The organism is Dactylosporangium roseum, assembly GCF_025264685.1.
Classification (GTDB): Bacteria; Actinomycetota; Actinomycetes; order Mycobacteriales; family Micromonosporaceae; genus Dactylosporangium; species Dactylosporangium roseum.
In genome coordinates, this window is record NZ_CP073721.1 from 126,504 (window position 1) to 143,905 (window position 17,402).

Below are 17,402 nucleotides of genomic sequence, written 5' to 3' on the forward strand. Positions count from 1 at the left end.
ATCCGCCGACATGCTGGCCAAGACGTTGCCGACCTGGGTCCGTAGCGCTGAGGGCCTGCCCGTCGAGTTCGTGTTCGTAGACAATGCGCCTGACGGCTCCTGCCACGCGATTGTCGCCGAGAACCTCCCTGCGGACGTCGCTCGGTATCTGCCGGACGACACGAACCCCGGATTCGCCGCCGGCTGCAACCGGGCGGCGGCGCAGGTCACCGCAGCGCATTTGCTGCTGCTGAACCCCGATGTGTGGCTGCACGAGGACTCAATGTCGCGCATGCTCAAGGAGATCGATGCGACACCGGACACGCCGATCGCGGTGGGTCTGCACATGCACGACCGGGAGTACACCGGTATCGACCTCAACCTTATCGGTCTGTTCATCGACCGCCCGGAGCGGTCCCGCCGCGGTCCGCTCGGACCGTCCGGCGGCGCGGGTGTCTTCCCGACCACACTGTTCCGGCAGTTCGGCGGCCTGTACGAGCCGATGTTCGCGTGGGGTGAGGATGCCGATCTCGCCTTCCGCATGTACGCCTCCGGGGTACGCACAGGAACACTCGACTTGGCACTCCCGCATGCCTGGGGACACAGTGTTGAGGGCGACACCAAGCTCAGCGAGTTCCGCTCGTTTCTGCTGGCCCGTAACCGGGTGCTTGTTGCGGCACGCGACTTCACCTGGCCGCTCCTGCTCTGCGCGCTGCCGCTCCTGCTTGTGTCGCACATGGCGCTCGCCGTGCGGCGAGCGCTCAAAGGACTGCTCGGTTCGTTCTTGCGTGGGATCGGGCGGGGCTTAGTGATGGCGCCGGCCGCCCGGCGCGACTGGCGCGGTCCCCGATTCGGTATCAACGACTGCTTCAGCTATCTGCGTCGTGGGAGGAAACAATGAGCGAGCTTCGAATCCCCCGCCAGCGCACCGTGCCGGTGGCGCAGTGGAGTGTCGTGACAGTCACCTACAATTCGGCCGACACACTACGTCGGTGCTGGAGCAACCTCAACAAACCGTACGACTGGATCGTCGTGGACAACGCCTCGTCAGACGACTCCGTCGAGGTGGCACAGTCCCTCGGTGCTCGGGTGATTCAACTGGCGCAGAACGTGGGATTCTCCCGGGCCAACAACATCGCCGTCCTCGAGTCGGCCAGCCCGTACCTACTGTTCGCCAACCCCGACCTGGTCATCGAGCCGCGCGGGCTGGCTGACCTACGCGAGCACCTGGAGATCCATGGTGGGCTGGTCGCACCACAACTCCTCGAAACCAACGGTGAACCGCAGCCGAACGGACGCGGCTTTCCGTACGTCACCGCCAAGCTCGGCAACCGCAAACTCTGGCCATTCGATCGGCTGCACGACGGATACCGGATTCTCACGGCACCTGGGGAAGCGCGTTGGGTGGCGTGGGCCATCGGTGCCGCGGTGGCGATGCAGCGAGCCGGCTTCGACCGGATCGGTGGCTGGAACGAGCGGTTCTTTCTTTACTACGAGGACGCCGAGATCTGCCTGCGCGCATGGGAACACGGGTTGCCAGTGTCGGTGCTGGGCGATGTGCGCTGGACGCACCACTGGGCCAGGGCCACGAATTCCTTCAAGTGGTCACGCGCCCACAATCTGGAGCTCCGGGCTGCTCGTACGTTTTACAACATCTATCCAGAGTTTGTCCTCGGGGTGCCGCGCCCACGGTTGCGTCGGCGCCATGCCCTACCTGCGCGACTTGTCGGACGCAAGGTCACCACGGCTGAAAGCACATCGGTGAACAGCTCATGACCCGCAATGTCTGTCCTTCCGATTTCTGAATCGATGGTTCACCGCCGACGGCCGCTGACATTAGCTCTGGATCTCCGTCGATTTCAGCTATACTGCTGCCAGATATCGCGCAGCGGTTCCCACCGTCCGTTGAACTCCCGGTCGCAGACCGCCTCGAGCATCACCGCCGCGGAGCCGTCGTCTCGGTCCCACCACACGCCGCAGATCGTTGTGCCGGTGCTGAGCCGGTTGGCGTATTCGATGTACTGACCGGAGACTTGCGTCTTGGCACCGGTTTTTTTGGCCGGTGGCGCCAGGCCCGATGCGAGGTTCGCGGCGTCTGCGTTGAGCCGATGGTGATAGGCGCGCGCCTCATCGCGGGAGGCCGACGAGTCGTACAGGGCGAAGTGGGCCGAGATTCCGCCGTACATGCAGCCGACGTGGATCTTCTCCCCTTGGTTGAGGGCAGGCCCGTAGGGATCGGAATTCGTTAGGCAACCGCCCAGGTATGGCAGCCATGGGTCGGCGAGAGCGGCCAGGTCACCGCTGAGCTTCTGCTTGTTCAGGTCGCGTCGAACCGACTCGTAGGCGGACAGCGAGCGGCCCGGCTCCGGAGTGGACGACTCCGTTGCCTTCGGTTCCGCCCCATTCATCGACCTGCTGGTGAAGTATCCGGCCGGTCCGGCCAGCAGGATTCCGACCGCCAAGCCGACCAGCAGCCACAGGGCCACCTTGCCGCGTTGCGGTGGTGGCGACGGAGTGATACGCGGCTGCCAGGACTCCGGGTTGTCCATCGGGGAGCCAGCGCTCACCGACGGCGACGACCACGACTGTGGTGGTGCTGAGGTGGGGGTTCCGTACTGTCGTGACCATGTCTGGTGCGGCGCGGCCTGCGGTGGTGGCAATGGCGGCCCGGGTCGCGTCTCCGCTTGCTGGCTTGGGTCCGCACCAGGCCGGGGCTGCTGCGGAGAACCCGTCGGAGGCTCCGACCATGCCTGGTGCGGTGCGGTGCTCTGGTGCGGTGGTGCTGAGGTGGGGGTTCCGTACTGTCCTGACCATGTCTGGTGCGGCGCGGCCTGCGGTGGTGGCAATGGCGGCCCGGGTCGCGTCTCCGCTTGCTGGCTTGGGTCCGCACCAGGCCGGGGCTGCTGCGGAGAACCCGTCGGAGGCCCGGGCGGCCATACCGGAGACGGCTGGTTTGGTTGCGGCTCGGCAGCGTGCGCGCGCCGGGAATCTCCCTGATGCTCGGGGGATGGGCCAATGCTCACGACGGCAAGATTAGCAGCGGACTTCAAGGCCGATGACCTTGCCGTGTGCCGCCAAACGCGTCGAAGGCGGCCGCCAGCATGATCTGTAAGACGGTCAGATACTGTCGAGTGCGATCAATGGGCCGGAGGGAGCTTTGTGGTGCTGCCAGGTGACTGGCGGCGGTTCCTGCCCCGCGGCCGGCATCCGCTATCACATGACTGGCGTAGCCTGCTCAGGCTCGACTGGCGTCCGCTGTTGCTTGACTGGCGTCGGTCCGCTCGCGTTGTCATCTTCCTGCTCGTTCCGATATTCGTCGCCGGGCTGCTGGTGGGCCACCTCACCCTTGGAGCTACCGGGGCGGCCGACGCGGCGAATCAGGCGGCCGACGACACCTATCGACTCTCCTCGGGATTCTCCGGGGTTCAGGGTCGTAACCAGTGGTACTACCTGCAGTGGGATGGGTCGCAGTACTCGCAGATGGCCTGGGAGGCGAGCACCGGCCAGTGGCATGGCAAGCACCTGAACAGCCGGATCGGGCCGGGATGGGCACGCCCCGACACGGACCAGGTGGTCATCGGGTGGCAGGCGCCGCGATCCGGGATCGTAACCGTGCAGGGCACGATGGACCATCGGATGTACACCCCCACAAGTGACGGTGTGCGTGCGGTCGTCAAGCAGCGGAGGGGCACAACCATTACCAAGGTCTGGCCGTCCGCCGACTACCAGGTCATCCGACCGAACTTCATGGCACAGCACGTGTTCAAGGTGGACGTACGGGCCGGAGACATGCTCTATTTCCATGTCGACCAGTTCGGGACCGCGGCCTATGACACGCTGTTCTGGGACCTTGGGGTCACATACGGACTGGAGCCGAAGTTCCTGCTTGATCAGGCCGAGTCGGTCATGACGCCCGACGCCTTCCAGAAGATGCGAGTGCCGACCGCCCACGACTCGTCGCTGTCGGTCGTGCCCAACGGCAAGGACTTCGACTTCTATCACTCGTTCGGCACCACCAACAACGGCACCATGCTGGCCAAGTTCAGCGGCACGCTCGCCGATCCGGCTCAGAAGTCCGTCTACAGCATGAACATGTTGAACACGCGTGATGGTGAGCAGTGGTGGATCGCCAACATGTACCGGACGCCCGACAACGCGTTGCTGGCCTTCTGTCACATCGAGAACGCCGACCCAGCGAGGTACGGCTGGTGGGGGATCGGCCTCGCGTTCTCCACCGACAACGGCGCCTCGTTCCGCCGATTGGGATGGGTCGTCGGGCAGCACGTGGCGGACAGCACCGGTCAGACCAACATCGGCGGCGTGCCGTACGTCGCGAAGGATGGCTACTTCTACCTGTACTACGGCGATGTGATGACTGTCGGCACCGCGCCGGATCCATCCGTTGCTCGTGCTCCGATCGCTGAGGTACTCGACGCCGCGCGACGCGGCACGGTCAGCGACTGGCGCAAATACCACAACGGAGAATGGACCGAGCCGGGGTTGAACGGTAGGGCCACGCCCATCATGGATCACGGGCTGCTGTATTCGACCCACGGCGACAGCGCATTTAGCACGTACCTTGGCAAGTATCTGTTCACCGGGTATACCCACGGGCCGGGCAAGGGCGTGTTCCTCACGTTCTCCAAGGATGCCGTCAGTTACGAGACGCCCTCCTGGATCCAGCGCAGCGCCATTCCAGACAAGGACTCGCTCTCACCGTACGAAACCATCGTCAACATGGACGGCTTGGACAACGGGATCGTCGGGCAGTCGTTCTACATTTATTACGGGTACCAGTTCCGCCAGGCCGACGTGGTCACGGGCGACTACCCACGGCTGTACCGCTGGCTGTATCGGCAGAAGGTGACGCTCAACGTCGCCGGGTTCAGCGGAGGATGACGCCGATCTCGCCCCTCCTCCACGCCGCCTCGGCTGGTCCCCCGATGAGGACCCACCCGAGGCGGCGTGCCCGGCCTTTCAGGTGATCACGCTGACTGCGGCGGATCTCCTGGGCTGGCCGGGATGCTGTTCAGCCGTACGACCGCCATCATGGGCGCCTACGCCTTCGGCGGCTGTCCAAGCCGTGAGCTTCTCACCCTCCGCAGGCCGATGACGCCCGCTCCCGGTCAGCGACCTCCGCCACGGAACACCTCGGAGACGGTCCGTAGCACCACTTTGGCGTCGAGCCAGATCGACCAATTCTCGATGTAGTAATTGTCGAACCGCGCCCGGTCGGAGATCGGCGTGTCGCCACGTAGGCCACTCACCTGTGCCAGGCCGGTCAGGCCGACCGGCACCCGGTGACGCATGGCGTAGTCGGGGTGCTCCGCGGAGAACTGGTCCACGAAGTACGGCCGCTCGGGACGTGGCCCGACGATCGTCATGTCTCCGCGCAGGATGTTCCATAGCTGAGGCAGCTCATCCAGCGAAGTGCGGCGTATGAAGCGTCCCACCGGGCCGACTCGTGGGTCGTGCGCCACCGACCAGTTGGTCTGCGACTCGGTCTCGTTGACCGGGCGCATGGAGCGGAACTTGATCAGGTGGAACGGCTTGCCGTAGCGGCCGATCCGCTGCTGGTGGAAGAAGATGCCCGGTCCGCCTTCAAGCCTGACGGCGATCGCGCAAAGCAGCAGGATCGGGCTGAGGAGCACCAACGCGATGGAGGACAGGACGATATCGGAGGCGCGTTTGACGAACCACTTCGGCCCGCTGAGCGTGGGCCGGCGGACCCGGACGACGGGGATCGCGCCGATGTGGTCGGGGTTGCCGCCCTGGGAGGCGAAGTCGCGCAGCCGGGGGACCATCCACAGGTCGTAATTCGCCATCAGCGGAGACCGCGCCACCGGCAGCAGTTGGGACTCCGGACAGTCGATGTCGGCGATGATGATGACGTCGCAGTCGACCATCTTCGCGATCTCCTCGAGATCGTCGAAGAGTCCAATGAGCGGGGTGCTCTCCTTCAGCTCGTGGGTGGTTGTCTCGACGTCGACGAAGCCGGCGAACCGCAGTCCGTACTGCGGGTAGCGGCGGAGCAGCCGGGCCAGTTCGATCGCGACCGGGCCACCGCCGAGGATGATGGCGCTGTGCTCCACCCAGCGGCGGCGTCGCGCGAACCGAACGGACGCATAAGTGAAGGCGCGCCCCACCAGCACCAACGCCGCTGAGACGCTTACAAATCGCAGGAAGGAAGCGATGTCCTCGACGGACAAGTGTCGCGCCGCCACGGCGATGCTGACCAGCGCGGCGGCAACGAGCATCCGGCCGATGAGCGTCGGGAGCTCGTCGAGGATGCTGAGGTGTCGGCGCGCGCGGTAGAGACCGCCGCTGGCGAAGAGCATCGCGCTCACGCCGGCGGCCACGATGATGCTCTTCCAATGGTCCAGATACCAGAACGCCGGCAGCGAGAATGCCGCCAGATCGACCGGTAGGGACATCATCCATACCCGCAGACGGCGGGTCTTCCGGGCGGTCGACGAGCCGAGATACGGCAGCACGACGGTCGAGCCGGCGATGCGGCGATTGTCGCTGTGGTGCCGACCGCCGACGCTGCGCGCAGTCTCAGATGCGCCCATGGACTCGAAGGCCTGCTCCGCGTCAATTGCGTGCCTGCCGAGACCATCGCGCTGTTTGGGCACCCACCCGCCGAGGTCGGAAGCGAAAGCGGAGCTCTGATCGCCCTCGGTCGCAATCGGGACCTGCGGTGTGGACGTCGCCTCGGTGTTCGCGGGCACAGGTAGACCCGGGTCCAGCTTCATGGTTTCCCCCGATTCACGGCGAGTCTGCTCGCAGCGTTCAATGGGTCAGGATGCTACGACTATGGAGGCGAAATCCACTAGTGCGCTGACCAAGAACGCTCGCCGGGTTAGTCAGACGCCGGACGGGGTGATCACCAGAACAAGCCACGACGACTCCCCTCCGCTGCCATTCAATATCAACCTGGTGAATGTTCATGGTCAGCACGCTGGATCGCGCCCTCAGAGCCATCGCTGTTTGTGACAAGCGTCACATACGCGGATTGCAACACCGGATGTTTGCGATATTCGGGCATGCCGAATTAGGGCATTTTGCACCATTTGTGGCTCGTGGATCGGTAGTAATGCGGACGGATGGTGCATCGGCCGGCCGCCTGGCGAATGGACCTGCCTGCCCGCCCTGATCGGTCGGTGTCCGCCCCCGACGCGACGGTCCGTGGGCTCGGCGTCGGATCGGTACGATCGTCGCCATGCCAACGCGACAACGATCTACCGACGGTGATCTCACCGAGGTGATCGACCAGATCCCGGCACCCCGCCGCCAGCGGCGGAACGGGTTGGAGGTGCCGGAGAAATCGACGCCTGTGCCGAAGCGGCGGCGCCGGGGGCGCCAAATCGCGCCGATCGTCGCCGCGTCGTTGTCCGTAATCGTCGGTTTGTCCCTGCTTGGCGTCAGTCTTTACCTGCACTCCGTGGAGTCGGACGTCAAGCGGGTCAACGCGTTCGACGATGTGCCCGAGGCTGGCCGACCCAAACAGGTTGAGGCTGCGAAGGGCTCCCTGAACTTTCTGTTGCTCGGCAGTGACTCGCGGGATCCCAATGTCGGGACTGAGGATCAACGAGCGGCGGCAAAGAACGGTGCGCGCACAGACACGATCATCATGCTGCACCTGAACAAGGACCATTCGAAGGCCCAGATGATCTCGATCCCGCGGGACACCTGGGTGTATGTGCCGAAGTCGAAGAATGGCAAATACGGCAACACGAATGCCAAGATCAACGCATCGTTCGCCTGGGGCGGGGCGCCGCTCATGGTGCAGACCGTGGAGCACTTCACCGGCGTCCGGATCAACCACGTTGCCTTGGTCGACTTCGCCGGATTCAAGGAGATCGTGAATGCGCTCGGTGGCGTGGAGATCGACGTGCCGCAGAGCTTCACGACGGCATATGCGCTCAACGGCACTCGGCATTTCAACAAGGGCCTGCAGACCATGGATGGTGCGGCGGCGCTGGACTACGCTCGCGAGCGCCACGCGTTCGCAGACGGCGACTTCGCTCGGATTCAGCACCAGCAGCAGGTGATCATGGCGATCCTCAACAAGGCTGCCTCCGGCGGCACGCTGTCCAGCCCGACGAAGCTCAACGCGTTTCTGCGCGCCACCGCCGATTCAGTGACCATCGACGGCACGCTCAACATCGTCGACATGGCCATGGAGCTGCGCGGCCTGCGCGGCGACGACCTCACCTTTTACACCAGCCCCACCAAGGGCACCGGAATGATGGGCTCGGAGAGCGTTGTGCTGGCGGACGAGGCCAAGGTCAAGTCGTTCTACGACGCCGTGCGAAACGACCAGCCTCTGCCAACCCCCTAGCGCCTGGGATTCCGTCGAGGGGCAAGGGTTTCCACTCCTCGACGGAATCACCTTCTACGCGTCTTCCTGGATCATCAGCGCGCCACGGAGGCCGGTGATGTCCAAGACGCGGATGAGGAAGGCGCCCACGTTGACGAGGACCAGGTAGCTCTGCGCCATCGTGGCCTTCCGGCTCAGGACCACCAGCGTGCCCAGGCCCTGAGAGTCACAGAACGTGACGCCGGCCATGTCGAGCACCACGCGGGCCGGGGGCTCGGACAGCACCTCATCCACCGCCGCGGCCAGCCGTGGCACGGTGGACATGTCGATCTCACCGGCGATGGACACCACGGTTTCGGTCGGGGCGCGCCGCACGGTGACGGAGAGATCGGGCCGGTCCACGAAGACAGCCTATATGTGGCCGGCGTTCGCAGTGGTGTCGGGCACAGGGTGGCGAGGGCGCCTCGGCGACGCTACCGAGCGGCTGTCAGAATGGGCAGGCTGTGACCGATTCTGACTCTGTCGGCCTCGGCCCCTATGCGGCTGACGCGCCGGCCTCCCAGGCACTGTTCGACCGCGCCCAGGCCATCGTGCCGGGTGGGGTGAATTCACCTGTCCGGGCGTTCCGGGCAGTGGGCGGCACCCCGCGCTTCATGGTCGGCGGCGAAGGCTGCTGGCTCACCGACGCCGACGGCCGGCGCTATGTGGACCTCGTCTGCTCCTGGGGCCCGCTGATCCTCGGCCACGCGCACCCGGAGGTCGTCGACGCGATCACCTCGGCGGCGGCACACGGCACGAGCTTCGGCACGCCGACGCCCGGCGAGGTCGCCCTGGGCGAGGAGATCGTCGCCCGGACGCCGGTCGACCAGGTCCGCCTCGTCAACTCGGGCACCGAGGCGACGATGAGCGCGCTGCGGCTCGCCCGGGGATACACCGGCCGGGCCAAGGTCGTCAAGTTCGCCGGCTGCTACCACGGGCACGTCGACGCACTGCTCGCCGCGGCCGGGTCCGGGGTGGCGACGCTCGCGCTGCCCGACACGCCGGGTGTCACCGGCGCGGCGGCGGGCGACACGATCGTGCTGCCGTACAACGACATCGCCGCCGTCGAGGCCGCCTTCGCCGAGCACGGGCCGAGCATCGCCGCCGTGATCACCGAGGCGGCGGCCGGCAACATGGGTGTGGTCGCGCCCGAGGGCGGGTTCAACGGCAAGCTGGCCGAGCTCGCGCACCGGCACGGCGCCCTGCTCATCGTCGACGAGGTCATGACCGGCTTCCGGGTCAGCCGGTCCGGCTGGGCCGGGCTGGAGCCGGTCGACGCCGACCTGTGGACGTTCGGCAAGGTGATGGGTGGCGGCATGCCGGCAGCGGCCTTCGGCGGGCGGGCCTCGATCATGGCCGCGCTCGCCCCCGCGGGCCCGGTCTACCAGGCCGGCACCCTGTCCGGAAACCCGCTGGCCTGCGCCGCCGGCCTTGCCACCTTGCGCCTGGCGACGCCCGAGGTCTATACCCGCCTCGACGCGACCGCCGCGACGATCGGCAAGCTGGCTTCGGAGGCCCTTGCCGCAGCGGGTGTACCGCACGTGCTGTCCACGGCGGGCAGCATGTTCTCGATCTTCTTCACCGCGTCGCCGGTGTCGAACTACGACACGGCCAGGACGCAGGACGTCCAGGCGTTCAAGGCGTTCTTCCACGAGATGCTCTCGCGCGGCGTCTACCTGCCGCCGAGCGCCTACGAGGCGTGGTTCGTCTCGACGGCGATCGACGACGAGGCGCTGGCCGTGATCGAGGCGGCGCTGCCGCACGCCGCCCGGGCGGCGGCTGCGGCATGAAGACGATCGTCCACGTGCTGCGACACGGTGAGGTCCACAACCCGGAGAAGGTCCTCTACGGCCGGCTCCCCGGCTATCGGCTCTCCGAGCTCGGCGTGCAGATGGCGAAGGCGGCGGCGCAGGCGGTGGCCGACAAGGACATCACCCACGTCGTTGCCAGCCCGCTCGAGCGCGCCCAGCAGACGGCCCAGCCGATCGCCGAGCAGTTCGGCCTGCCGATCGCGGTCGACGAGCGGCTGATCGAGAGCGCCAACTTCTTCGAGGGCAAGCGCGTCGGCGTCGGTGACGGCGCCCTGCGCGACCCGCGCAACTGGTGGGTGCTGCGCGACCCGGTGACCCCGTCGTGGGGCGAGCCGTACAACGTGATCGCCGCGCGCATGTTCGCCGCGCTCATGGCGGCCCGCGAGGCCGCCGAGGGGCACGAGGCCGTGTGTGTCTCGCATCAGCTACCGATCTGGACGCTGCGCCGGCACGTGGAGCGCAAGCGGCTCTGGCACGACCCGCGGCGGCGGGAGTGCAACCTGGCCAGCTACACGAGCTTCCACTTCGAAGACACCAAGATCGTTGGCATCTCGTACAGCGAGCCGGCCGCGCACCTGGTGGCCATGTCGCCGTCGGCGCGCCAGGCGAAGGGTGCGTGACGCGATGAAGCGTGTCCTCGCCGTGCTGATCGCCCTGCTGGCACTGGCAGCCGCGTCGGCCTGCGGCGGCGGTGCTCCGAAGAACGCGCTCGGCAGCCGCAAGATCGCCGCCGGCGACCGGGTCGCCGCGCCCGCCATGCGCGGCGACTACATGAGCGGCGGCGGCTCGTTCGACCTCGCCCAGCACAAGGGTCAGGTCGTGGTCGTCAACTTCTGGGCGTCGTGGTGCGCGCCGTGCCGCAGCGAGGCACCGGAGCTGGAGAAGGTCGCCGCGGCGACCAAGGCCGACGGCGTCACGTTCGTCGGCGTCAACGTCCGTGACCAGCGCGACGGGGCCGCCGCCTACCTGGCCGACACCAAGCCCTCGTTCGGCAGCGTCTTCGACCCGGCCGGCGAGCTCGCGCTGGAGTTCAACGTCCCGCCCAACTCGATCCCGGCGACGCTCGTCGTCGACCGCAAAGGCCGGCTGGCGGCCGTGATGCGCATGGAGGTCGACCAGGAGATCCTCGAGCCGGTCGTCCGTGAACTGCTGGCGGAGCAGGGCTGACATGGACGTCGGCAGCCTTGCGATGAGCGGGCCGCTGCTCGCCGCCGTCGCCGTGGCCGTGCTGGCCGGCCTGGCGAGCTTCCTGTCGCCGTGCATTCTCCCGCTGGTCCCCGGGTACCTCTCCTATGTCACCGGCCTGGCGGGCGCCGATCTCGACTCGGGTCAGCGGCGCGGCCGCGTGGTCGCCGGGGTCGGCCTGTTCATCGCCGGGTTCGCGGCGGTCTTCATCGGCCTGATCGTCCTCGCCACCCAGGCCGCCATGTCACTGATGGTCCACCGCCGGCTGGTCGAGGTGATCGCCGGCATCGTGGTCATCGTGCTGGGGCTGGCGTTCATCGGCCTGGTGCCCGGCCTCGAGCGGCAGTGGCGGATCCGGAAGCTTCCCGCCGCCGGCCTCCTCGGCGCCCCCGTCTTCGGCATGGTGTTCGCGCTGTCCTGGGCGCCGTGCACCGGACCGACCCTCGGCGCGGTGATCGCGCTCGGCTCGACCAGCGGCTCGCAGGCCCGCGCCGTAACCCTCGCGATCGCGTATTCGCTGGGCATCGGGCTGCCGTTCATCGCCGTCGGGCTGGGCTTCCAGCGGCTCATCGGCGTCGTCAAGTTCATCCGGCGCAACAGCCGCTGGGTGACCCGCATCGGTGGCGCCCTGCTGGTCCTCGTCGGGCTGGCGCTCGTCACCGGCCTCTGGAGTGAGCTGATGATCGCGTTGCAGGCCAACGTCGGCGTCGGATCGGTGCCGTTCTGATGCGCTGGGCGTACCACACCATCGTCTCGGTCGGCCGGCGCGCCTGGCGCCAGTTGACCAGCATGCGCACCGCCCTGGTGCTGCTGTTCCTGCTCGCCGTCGCGGCCATTCCCGGCTCGGTGCTGCCGCAGCGCAACGTGTCGCCGGAGCAGGTCCGGCAATACCTGGCGAAGAACCAGGAGTGGGGCCCGACGCTCGACCGGTTCTTCTTCTTCGACGTCTACGGCTCGCCCTGGTTCTCGGCCATCTACCTGCTGCTGTTCGTCTCGCTGGTCGGCTGTCTGGTGCCCCGGTTCCGGGTGCACGCGACGGCCCTGCTGCGCAAGCCGCCGAACGCCCCGCAGCGGCTCGATCGGCTGCCGGCCCACGCGGTGCTGTCCTCGCCGGACCCCGAGGTGGTCCGGCGGGTGCTGCGCAAGCGGCGCTTCCGCACGGTCGTGCGGCAGGACGGGGACACCGTCGAGATCAGTGCCGAGAAGGGGTACCTCAAGGAGACCGGCAACCTGGTCTTCCACTTCGCCCTGCTGTCGCTGCTCATCGGCGTGGCATACGGCTCGCTGTTCGGCTGGCACGGCAACCGTCTGCTGGTGGCCGGCAAGGACTTCGCCTTCTGCAACACGCTGCTGAACTACGACGAGCACGCCCTCGGCTCGCAGGTCGGCGAGAACGACCTGCCGCGGTTCTGTCTGCAGATGAACAAGTTCACGGCGACCTACCTCGACAACGGGCAGCCGGTCACCTACAAGGCCGACATCACCGTCAAGCAGCACGGCCGCACCAGCGACCACGTGCTGCAGGTCAACGATCCGCTGCGGCTCGACGGGGCCAACGTCTCGCTGCTCGGCCACGGCTACGCGCCGATCCTGCTCTACACCGACAAGTACGGCAAAACCCACCGGAGCGTCGCACCGTTCCTGCCGAAGGACGGAATGCAGACCAGCGACGGGGTGGCGACGTTCCCGGACGTCAACATCAACCCGGAAACCGGCAAGCGGGACGAGAAGGCGCAGGTCGGCTTCCTCGGGATCTATCTGCCGACCGTACCGTCGGATCCCTCGCTGAACTCGTCGGCGTTTCCCGCGGAGAACGATCCTCGCCTGATGCTGCAGCCCTACCAGGGTGTGCTCGGGTTCGACGCCGGGGCGCCGCTGTCGGTCTACACCCTCGACCAGCGGCAGATCGACGCCGGGCGCCTGAAGGCGTTCGGCGCGCCGGTGATGCTCAAGCCGGGCGGGTCGGCGACGCTGCCCGACGGCTCCAAGATCGAGTTCCTGGGCACCGAGCAGTGGATCAGCATCTCGGTCCGGCACGACCCGGGCCAGCCGATCATGCTCTGGGGCTCCATCGCGCTGCTCGCCGGCTTGCTGGGCTCTCTGGGCGGCAAGCGGCGGCGGGTCTTCTTCCGGATCACGCCCAACGGCGCCGCGGCGGGTGGCCTGCCCCGCAGCGACTATCCCGGCTTCGCCGAAGAGTTCGCGGCGCTGGTACGCGATGTGTCGCCCCCCGCCACCGACGTCCCGGAACAGGTGGCGCAGACTGATCAGGTCGTTTCGGTGCCGGATCGCGAGGAGGTCGTTTGATGGGTGAGTTGTCCAACCAGCTCTTGGTCGTGACGATCTTCAGTTACGTGCTGGCCATGATGGCGTATGCGGTGGAATACGCGTTCGGCGGCCGCAGCGTGATCGCCCGAGCGGCGACGCGCGAGCTGGTCGGCGCCGGTGGCCCGTCGGCGACCGTCCCGGTCGAGCCCGCCGCGCCGGACGAGCCGGTATCGATCGTCGCGTCCGCGGGCGCCCGCCGCGCGGGCCTCATCGCGGTCGGCCTCACCATCCTCGGTTACGTCGCCCACCTGGGCGCGCTTGTCGCCCGCGGCGTGGCGGCCGACCGGGCGCCGTGGGGCAACATGTACGAGTTCGTCATGACCGCCACCCTCGTCGGCGTCAGCGCCTGGCTGGTCGTGCTGCTCAGGTGGCGCAACCTCCGCCACCTCGGCGTGTTCGTCACGCTGGTGGCCGCGGTCCTCCTGTCGATCGCCGGCATGACGCTGTACGTCCAGGTCGGTCCGCTGGTGCCCGCCCTGCAGTCGTACTGGCTGGTCATCCACGTCGGCGCCGCCTCGGTCGCGTCCGGCGTCTTCCTCGTCGGCTTCATCACCGCGGCGATGCACCTGATCCGCACCGGGTACGACGCGGGCAAGCGCACCTTCCCGTACTCGCTGGGCGAGCGCCTCCCGCAGGCGGTCTCGCTGGAGCGGGTGACGTTCCGCGTCCACGCCTTCGCCTTCCCGATCTGGACCTTCGGTGTCATCGGCGGTGCGATCTGGGCCGAGGCGGCGTGGGGTCGTTACTGGAACTGGGACCCGAAAGAGGTCTGGTCGTTTGTCGCCTGGGTCGTCTACGCCTGCTACCTGCACGCGCGCTCGACCCCCAGCGTCAGCCGCAAGGTGACGTCGTGGATCGCCGTGGTCGGCTGGGCGACGATGCTGATCAACCTGTTCGGCGTCAACCTCGTCGGCAGCGGCCTGCACTCCTACGCCGGCATCTGAGCGGACTGGCAGAGCTGCTGCACGCCTGCGCCCGCATTTCCTGGTCAACCCGGAAGAGCCCGACAACTCCGGCATAGGGGACTCGCGAGGTCCGCCGGTCCCCGCCTTCCGCCGTAGTCCGCCGCCGGGCCGCTCGATCCCATGATCATGGGAAAGATCCGGCTGCCCCGATAGCCGCATCTTTCCCATGATCATGGAATTGCCCGGCTCGGAACGCGCCGTCTCGGGTCCGGCGGCGACCGCGAGCGACAGACACCCACCCGCGACCGTGCGTCACCATTCCGTAGCGCAACATCGGGGTGCACGGGCGACTCCGCACGGCTCGACTTCGCGGCCCTGTGTCGCGGCGACCCGATGGATCATGGGACTCTCGCGCGGGACCCCGCTGACCGATCGCCCGGGCTACAGGCGGAGGCCGCCGAGGATCACCAGGTCGAGCAGGGCGAACACGAACAGCGCTATGCCGACGAAGCCGTTGGCCGTGAAGAACGCCCGGTTGACGCGGGACAGGTCGTCGGGGCGGACGATGGCGTGCTCGTAGACGAAGGCGGCAGCCGTCACGGCCAGCCCGATCCACCACAGCCAGCCGAGCCCGACCAGCGCACCGAACCACACGAACAGCGCGAACGTCACGACGTGCACGACCGTGGAGAGGTTGAGGGCGAACGGGACGCCGAAGCGGGCCGGCACCGAGTGGACGCCGATCTCCCGGTCGACCTCGGTGTCCTGGCAGGCGTAGATCAGGTCGAAGCCGCCGATCCACAGGCCGACCGCCAGGCCCAGGACCCAGGCCGGTCCCGAGCCGCGCAGATCGCCGGTGACCGCCAGCCAGGCGCCGACCGGGCCGACCAGTTGTGCCAGACCCAGGATGGCGTGCGGCCAGTTGGTGAACCGCTTCCCGTACGGATAGACGATCAGCGGAACGACCGCCAGCGGGGCGAGGGCCAGGCACAACGGGTTGAGCAGGGCGGCGGCGCCGAGGAACACCACCAGTGCGACCGCCGCGCCGGTCCATGCCGTGCGCACGCTGACCGCGCCTGTGACCAGCTCCCGCTTGGCCGTGCGCGGGTTGCGGGCGTCGATGCGCCGGTCGATGATCCGGTTGGCGGCCATGGCGAACGTGCGGGCGCCGACCATCGCGATCGTCACCAGTAGCAGGTCGACCCAGTGGATGCGCTGGTCGCGCACGGTCATGACGGTCAGCGCCGCCAGATAGGCGAACGGCAGCGCGAACACCGAGTGCTCGATCGCCACCAGCCGCAGGAACGCCTTGGCCCGGCTCGGGGGTGCCTCAACGAGCGTCACTTGAACCCATACTCTCTCCAGCGCTTGTCGACCCGCGCCACGACCTCGGGCGACATGACCATCTCTTCCGGCCAGCCGCGATGGTAGCCCTCGGCCGGGCCCTTGCGGGTGGCGTCGATGCCCGCCTTGCCGCCCCAGAACTGCTGGTAGGAGGAGTGGTCGAGATGGTCGACGGGGCCTTCGGTGAGCAGCAGATCGTGCTTGTAGTCGACGTTGCCGAACGCGCGGAAGGCCACCTCGGCGTAGTCGTGGACGTCGCAGTCGTCGTCGACCACCACGATGAGCTTCGACAGGGACAGCAGGTGGGCGCCCCAGATGGCGCTCATGACCTTTTGCGCGTGCTTCGGGTAGCGCTTGCGGATCGAGACGATCACGCAGTTGTGGAAGACCCCCGCTGCCGGCAGGTCGTAGTCGACGATGTCCGGAATAAGGATTTTGAGCAGCGGCAGGAAGATGCGCTCGGTCGCCTTGCCGAGGCCGTGGTCCTCCTGCGGCGGTTTCGACGTGATGATCGAGTGGTAGATCGGCTGCTTGCGGGTGGTCATGCACTCCACGTGCAGGACCGGAAAGTCCTCCACCGGCGTGTAGAACCCGGTGTGGTCGCCGAACGGGCCCTCCGGCAGCCGCTCGCCCGGCTCCAGGTAGCCCTCCAGCACGATCTGGGCGTTGGCCGGCACCTGGAGCGGCACGGTCAGGCAGTCGACCATCTCGACCCGCTCACCGCGGAGGAACCCGGCGAACAGGTATTCGTCGATGTCGGACGGCAGTGGGGCACTCGCCGCGTAGGCGACGACCGGGTCGGCGCCGATGGCGATCGCGACCGGCAGCCGCTGGCCGAGCCGCTCGGCGACCGCGTGGTGAGCGGTGGAGTCCTTGTGGATCTGCCAGTGCATGCCGAGCGTGTTGTGGCTGTGCTGCTGTAGCCGGTAGAGCCCCAGGTTGCGCTTGCCGGTCTCTGGGTGCTTGGTATGGGTCAGGCCGAAGTTGTGGTAGATGCCGCCGTCCTCGGGCCAGACCTGTAAGCCGGGCAGCCGGTTGAGGTCCACCTGATCGCCCTTGTAGACGACCTCCTGGCAAGGAGCGCTCTTCACGCGCTTGGGCGGCACGGCCTTGAGCTGCATGAGCTTGCCGATGCCGTCGCGGATGCCGGCCCAGCCCACCGGCAACTCGGGCTTGGCCAGCTCACCGATCCGGGCGCCGACCTCGTCGAGGTGCTCGACGCCCAGCGCCATGGCCATGCGGCGCTCGGTGCCGAACAGGTTGATGGCGACCGGCATGTCGCCGCGTGTCGGCCGGTCGAACAGCAGCGCCGGACCGCCGGCCCGGACCGTGCGGGTCACGATTTCGCTGATCTCCAGGTGCGGGTCCACCGGCACGGTGACGTGGTGCAGGTCGCCCGCCCTCTGCAGGGCAGCCAGGAATTCGTTGAGGTCCGCATAGGGAAAGCCGCGCGCCATGCGTCCATCTTGGCAACCCCCACCGACAATT

General features: G+C 67.5%; 15 protein-coding genes. 10 read left to right on the forward strand and 5 right to left on the reverse strand.

Features of this window, described 5'->3' with window-relative positions; genetic code table 11:
• The first annotated feature begins 10 nt into the window (after positions 1 to 10).
• Entirely contained in the window at positions 11 to 880 is an 870-nt protein-coding gene (locus Drose_RS00610; RefSeq protein WP_260726230.1) for a glycosyltransferase family 2 protein, read from the forward strand.
• Complete coding sequence (locus Drose_RS00615; RefSeq protein ID WP_260726231.1) at positions 877 to 1,755, forward strand: glycosyltransferase family 2 protein; 879 nt, start codon at positions 877 to 879, stop codon at positions 1,753 to 1,755. The genes Drose_RS00610 and Drose_RS00615 overlap by 4 nt, the downstream gene beginning before the upstream one ends.
• 83 nt (positions 1,756 to 1,838) lie before the next feature.
• On the opposite strand, the gene Drose_RS00620 is transcribed toward Drose_RS00615, so the two are convergent.
• Positions 1,839 to 2,528, reverse strand: coding sequence for a hypothetical protein (locus Drose_RS00620; RefSeq protein ID WP_260726232.1), 690 nt, complete (start codon positions 2,526 to 2,528; stop codon positions 1,839 to 1,841).
• A gap of 613 nt (positions 2,529 to 3,141) precedes the next feature.
• Between Drose_RS00620 and Drose_RS00625 the strand changes: the two genes are divergently transcribed.
• Complete coding sequence (locus Drose_RS00625; RefSeq protein WP_260726233.1) at positions 3,142 to 4,878, forward strand: DUF4185 domain-containing protein; 1,737 nt, start codon at positions 3,142 to 3,144, stop codon at positions 4,876 to 4,878.
• A gap of 227 nt (positions 4,879 to 5,105) precedes the next feature.
• Here the strand turns inward: Drose_RS00625 and Drose_RS00630 are convergent, their stop codons facing one another.
• Positions 5,106 to 6,551 (reverse strand): sugar transferase, encoded by a 1,446-nt coding sequence (locus tag Drose_RS00630; RefSeq protein ID WP_260726234.1) that lies wholly within the window; start codon positions 6,549 to 6,551, stop codon positions 5,106 to 5,108.
• A 692-nt stretch (positions 6,552 to 7,243) separates the two neighbouring features.
• Between Drose_RS00630 and Drose_RS00635 the strand changes: the two genes are divergently transcribed.
• Entirely contained in the window at positions 7,244 to 8,323 is a 1,080-nt protein-coding gene (locus tag Drose_RS00635) for an LCP family protein (RefSeq protein WP_260726235.1), read from the forward strand.
• A 54-nt stretch (positions 8,324 to 8,377) separates the two neighbouring features.
• Here Drose_RS00635 and Drose_RS00640 read toward each other — a convergent pair whose 3' ends face one another.
• A complete protein-coding gene (locus Drose_RS00640; protein WP_260726236.1) occupies positions 8,378 to 8,704 on the reverse strand; it encodes an STAS domain-containing protein in 327 nt (108 codons plus the stop codon).
• Between the two features lie 101 nt (positions 8,705 to 8,805).
• Between Drose_RS00640 and hemL the strand changes: the two genes are divergently transcribed.
• Genes hemL through ccsB form a run of 6 tightly spaced genes read left to right on the forward strand, consistent with a single transcriptional unit; the run spans position 8,806 to position 14,609 of the window.
• Complete coding sequence (gene hemL, locus Drose_RS00645; RefSeq protein ID WP_260726237.1) at positions 8,806 to 10,131, forward strand: glutamate-1-semialdehyde 2,1-aminomutase; 1,326 nt, start codon at positions 8,806 to 8,808, stop codon at positions 10,129 to 10,131.
• The gene (locus Drose_RS00650; RefSeq protein ID WP_260726238.1) at positions 10,128 to 10,772 is read left to right on the forward strand and encodes a histidine phosphatase family protein; all 645 of its coding nucleotides are present in this window, start codon (positions 10,128 to 10,130) and stop codon (positions 10,770 to 10,772) included. Before hemL ends, Drose_RS00650 begins: the two co-directional genes overlap by 4 nt.
• A gap of 4 nt (positions 10,773 to 10,776) precedes the next feature.
• On the forward strand, positions 10,777 to 11,319 hold the full coding sequence (locus tag Drose_RS00655; RefSeq protein ID WP_260726239.1) for a TlpA family protein disulfide reductase: 543 nt from the start codon (positions 10,777 to 10,779) through the stop codon (positions 11,317 to 11,319).
• Between the two features lies 1 nt (position 11,320).
• Positions 11,321 to 12,064: a cytochrome c biogenesis CcdA family protein gene (locus Drose_RS00660; RefSeq protein WP_390891294.1), complete on the forward strand. Its 744-nt coding sequence runs from the start codon at positions 11,321 to 11,323 to the stop codon at positions 12,062 to 12,064.
• Positions 12,064 to 13,644 (forward strand): cytochrome c biogenesis protein ResB, encoded by a 1,581-nt coding sequence (resB, locus tag Drose_RS00665; RefSeq protein WP_260726240.1) that lies wholly within the window; start codon positions 12,064 to 12,066, stop codon positions 13,642 to 13,644. The genes Drose_RS00660 and resB overlap by 1 nt, the downstream gene beginning before the upstream one ends.
• On the forward strand, positions 13,644 to 14,609 hold the full coding sequence (gene ccsB / locus Drose_RS00670; RefSeq protein ID WP_260726241.1) for a c-type cytochrome biogenesis protein CcsB: 966 nt from the start codon (positions 13,644 to 13,646) through the stop codon (positions 14,607 to 14,609). Before resB ends, ccsB begins: the two co-directional genes overlap by 1 nt.
• Positions 14,610 to 15,011: 402 nt before the next feature.
• Here ccsB and mqnP read toward each other — a convergent pair whose 3' ends face one another.
• Positions 15,012 to 15,914, reverse strand: a complete 903-nt coding sequence (mqnP, locus tag Drose_RS00675; RefSeq protein WP_260726242.1) for a menaquinone biosynthesis prenyltransferase MqnP — start codon at positions 15,912 to 15,914, stop codon at positions 15,012 to 15,014.
• Positions 15,911 to 17,371, reverse strand: a complete 1,461-nt coding sequence (locus Drose_RS00680) for a menaquinone biosynthesis decarboxylase (RefSeq protein WP_260726243.1) — start codon at positions 17,369 to 17,371, stop codon at positions 15,911 to 15,913. The genes mqnP and Drose_RS00680 overlap by 4 nt, the downstream gene beginning before the upstream one ends.
• Positions 17,372 to 17,402: the final 31 nt, after the last annotated feature.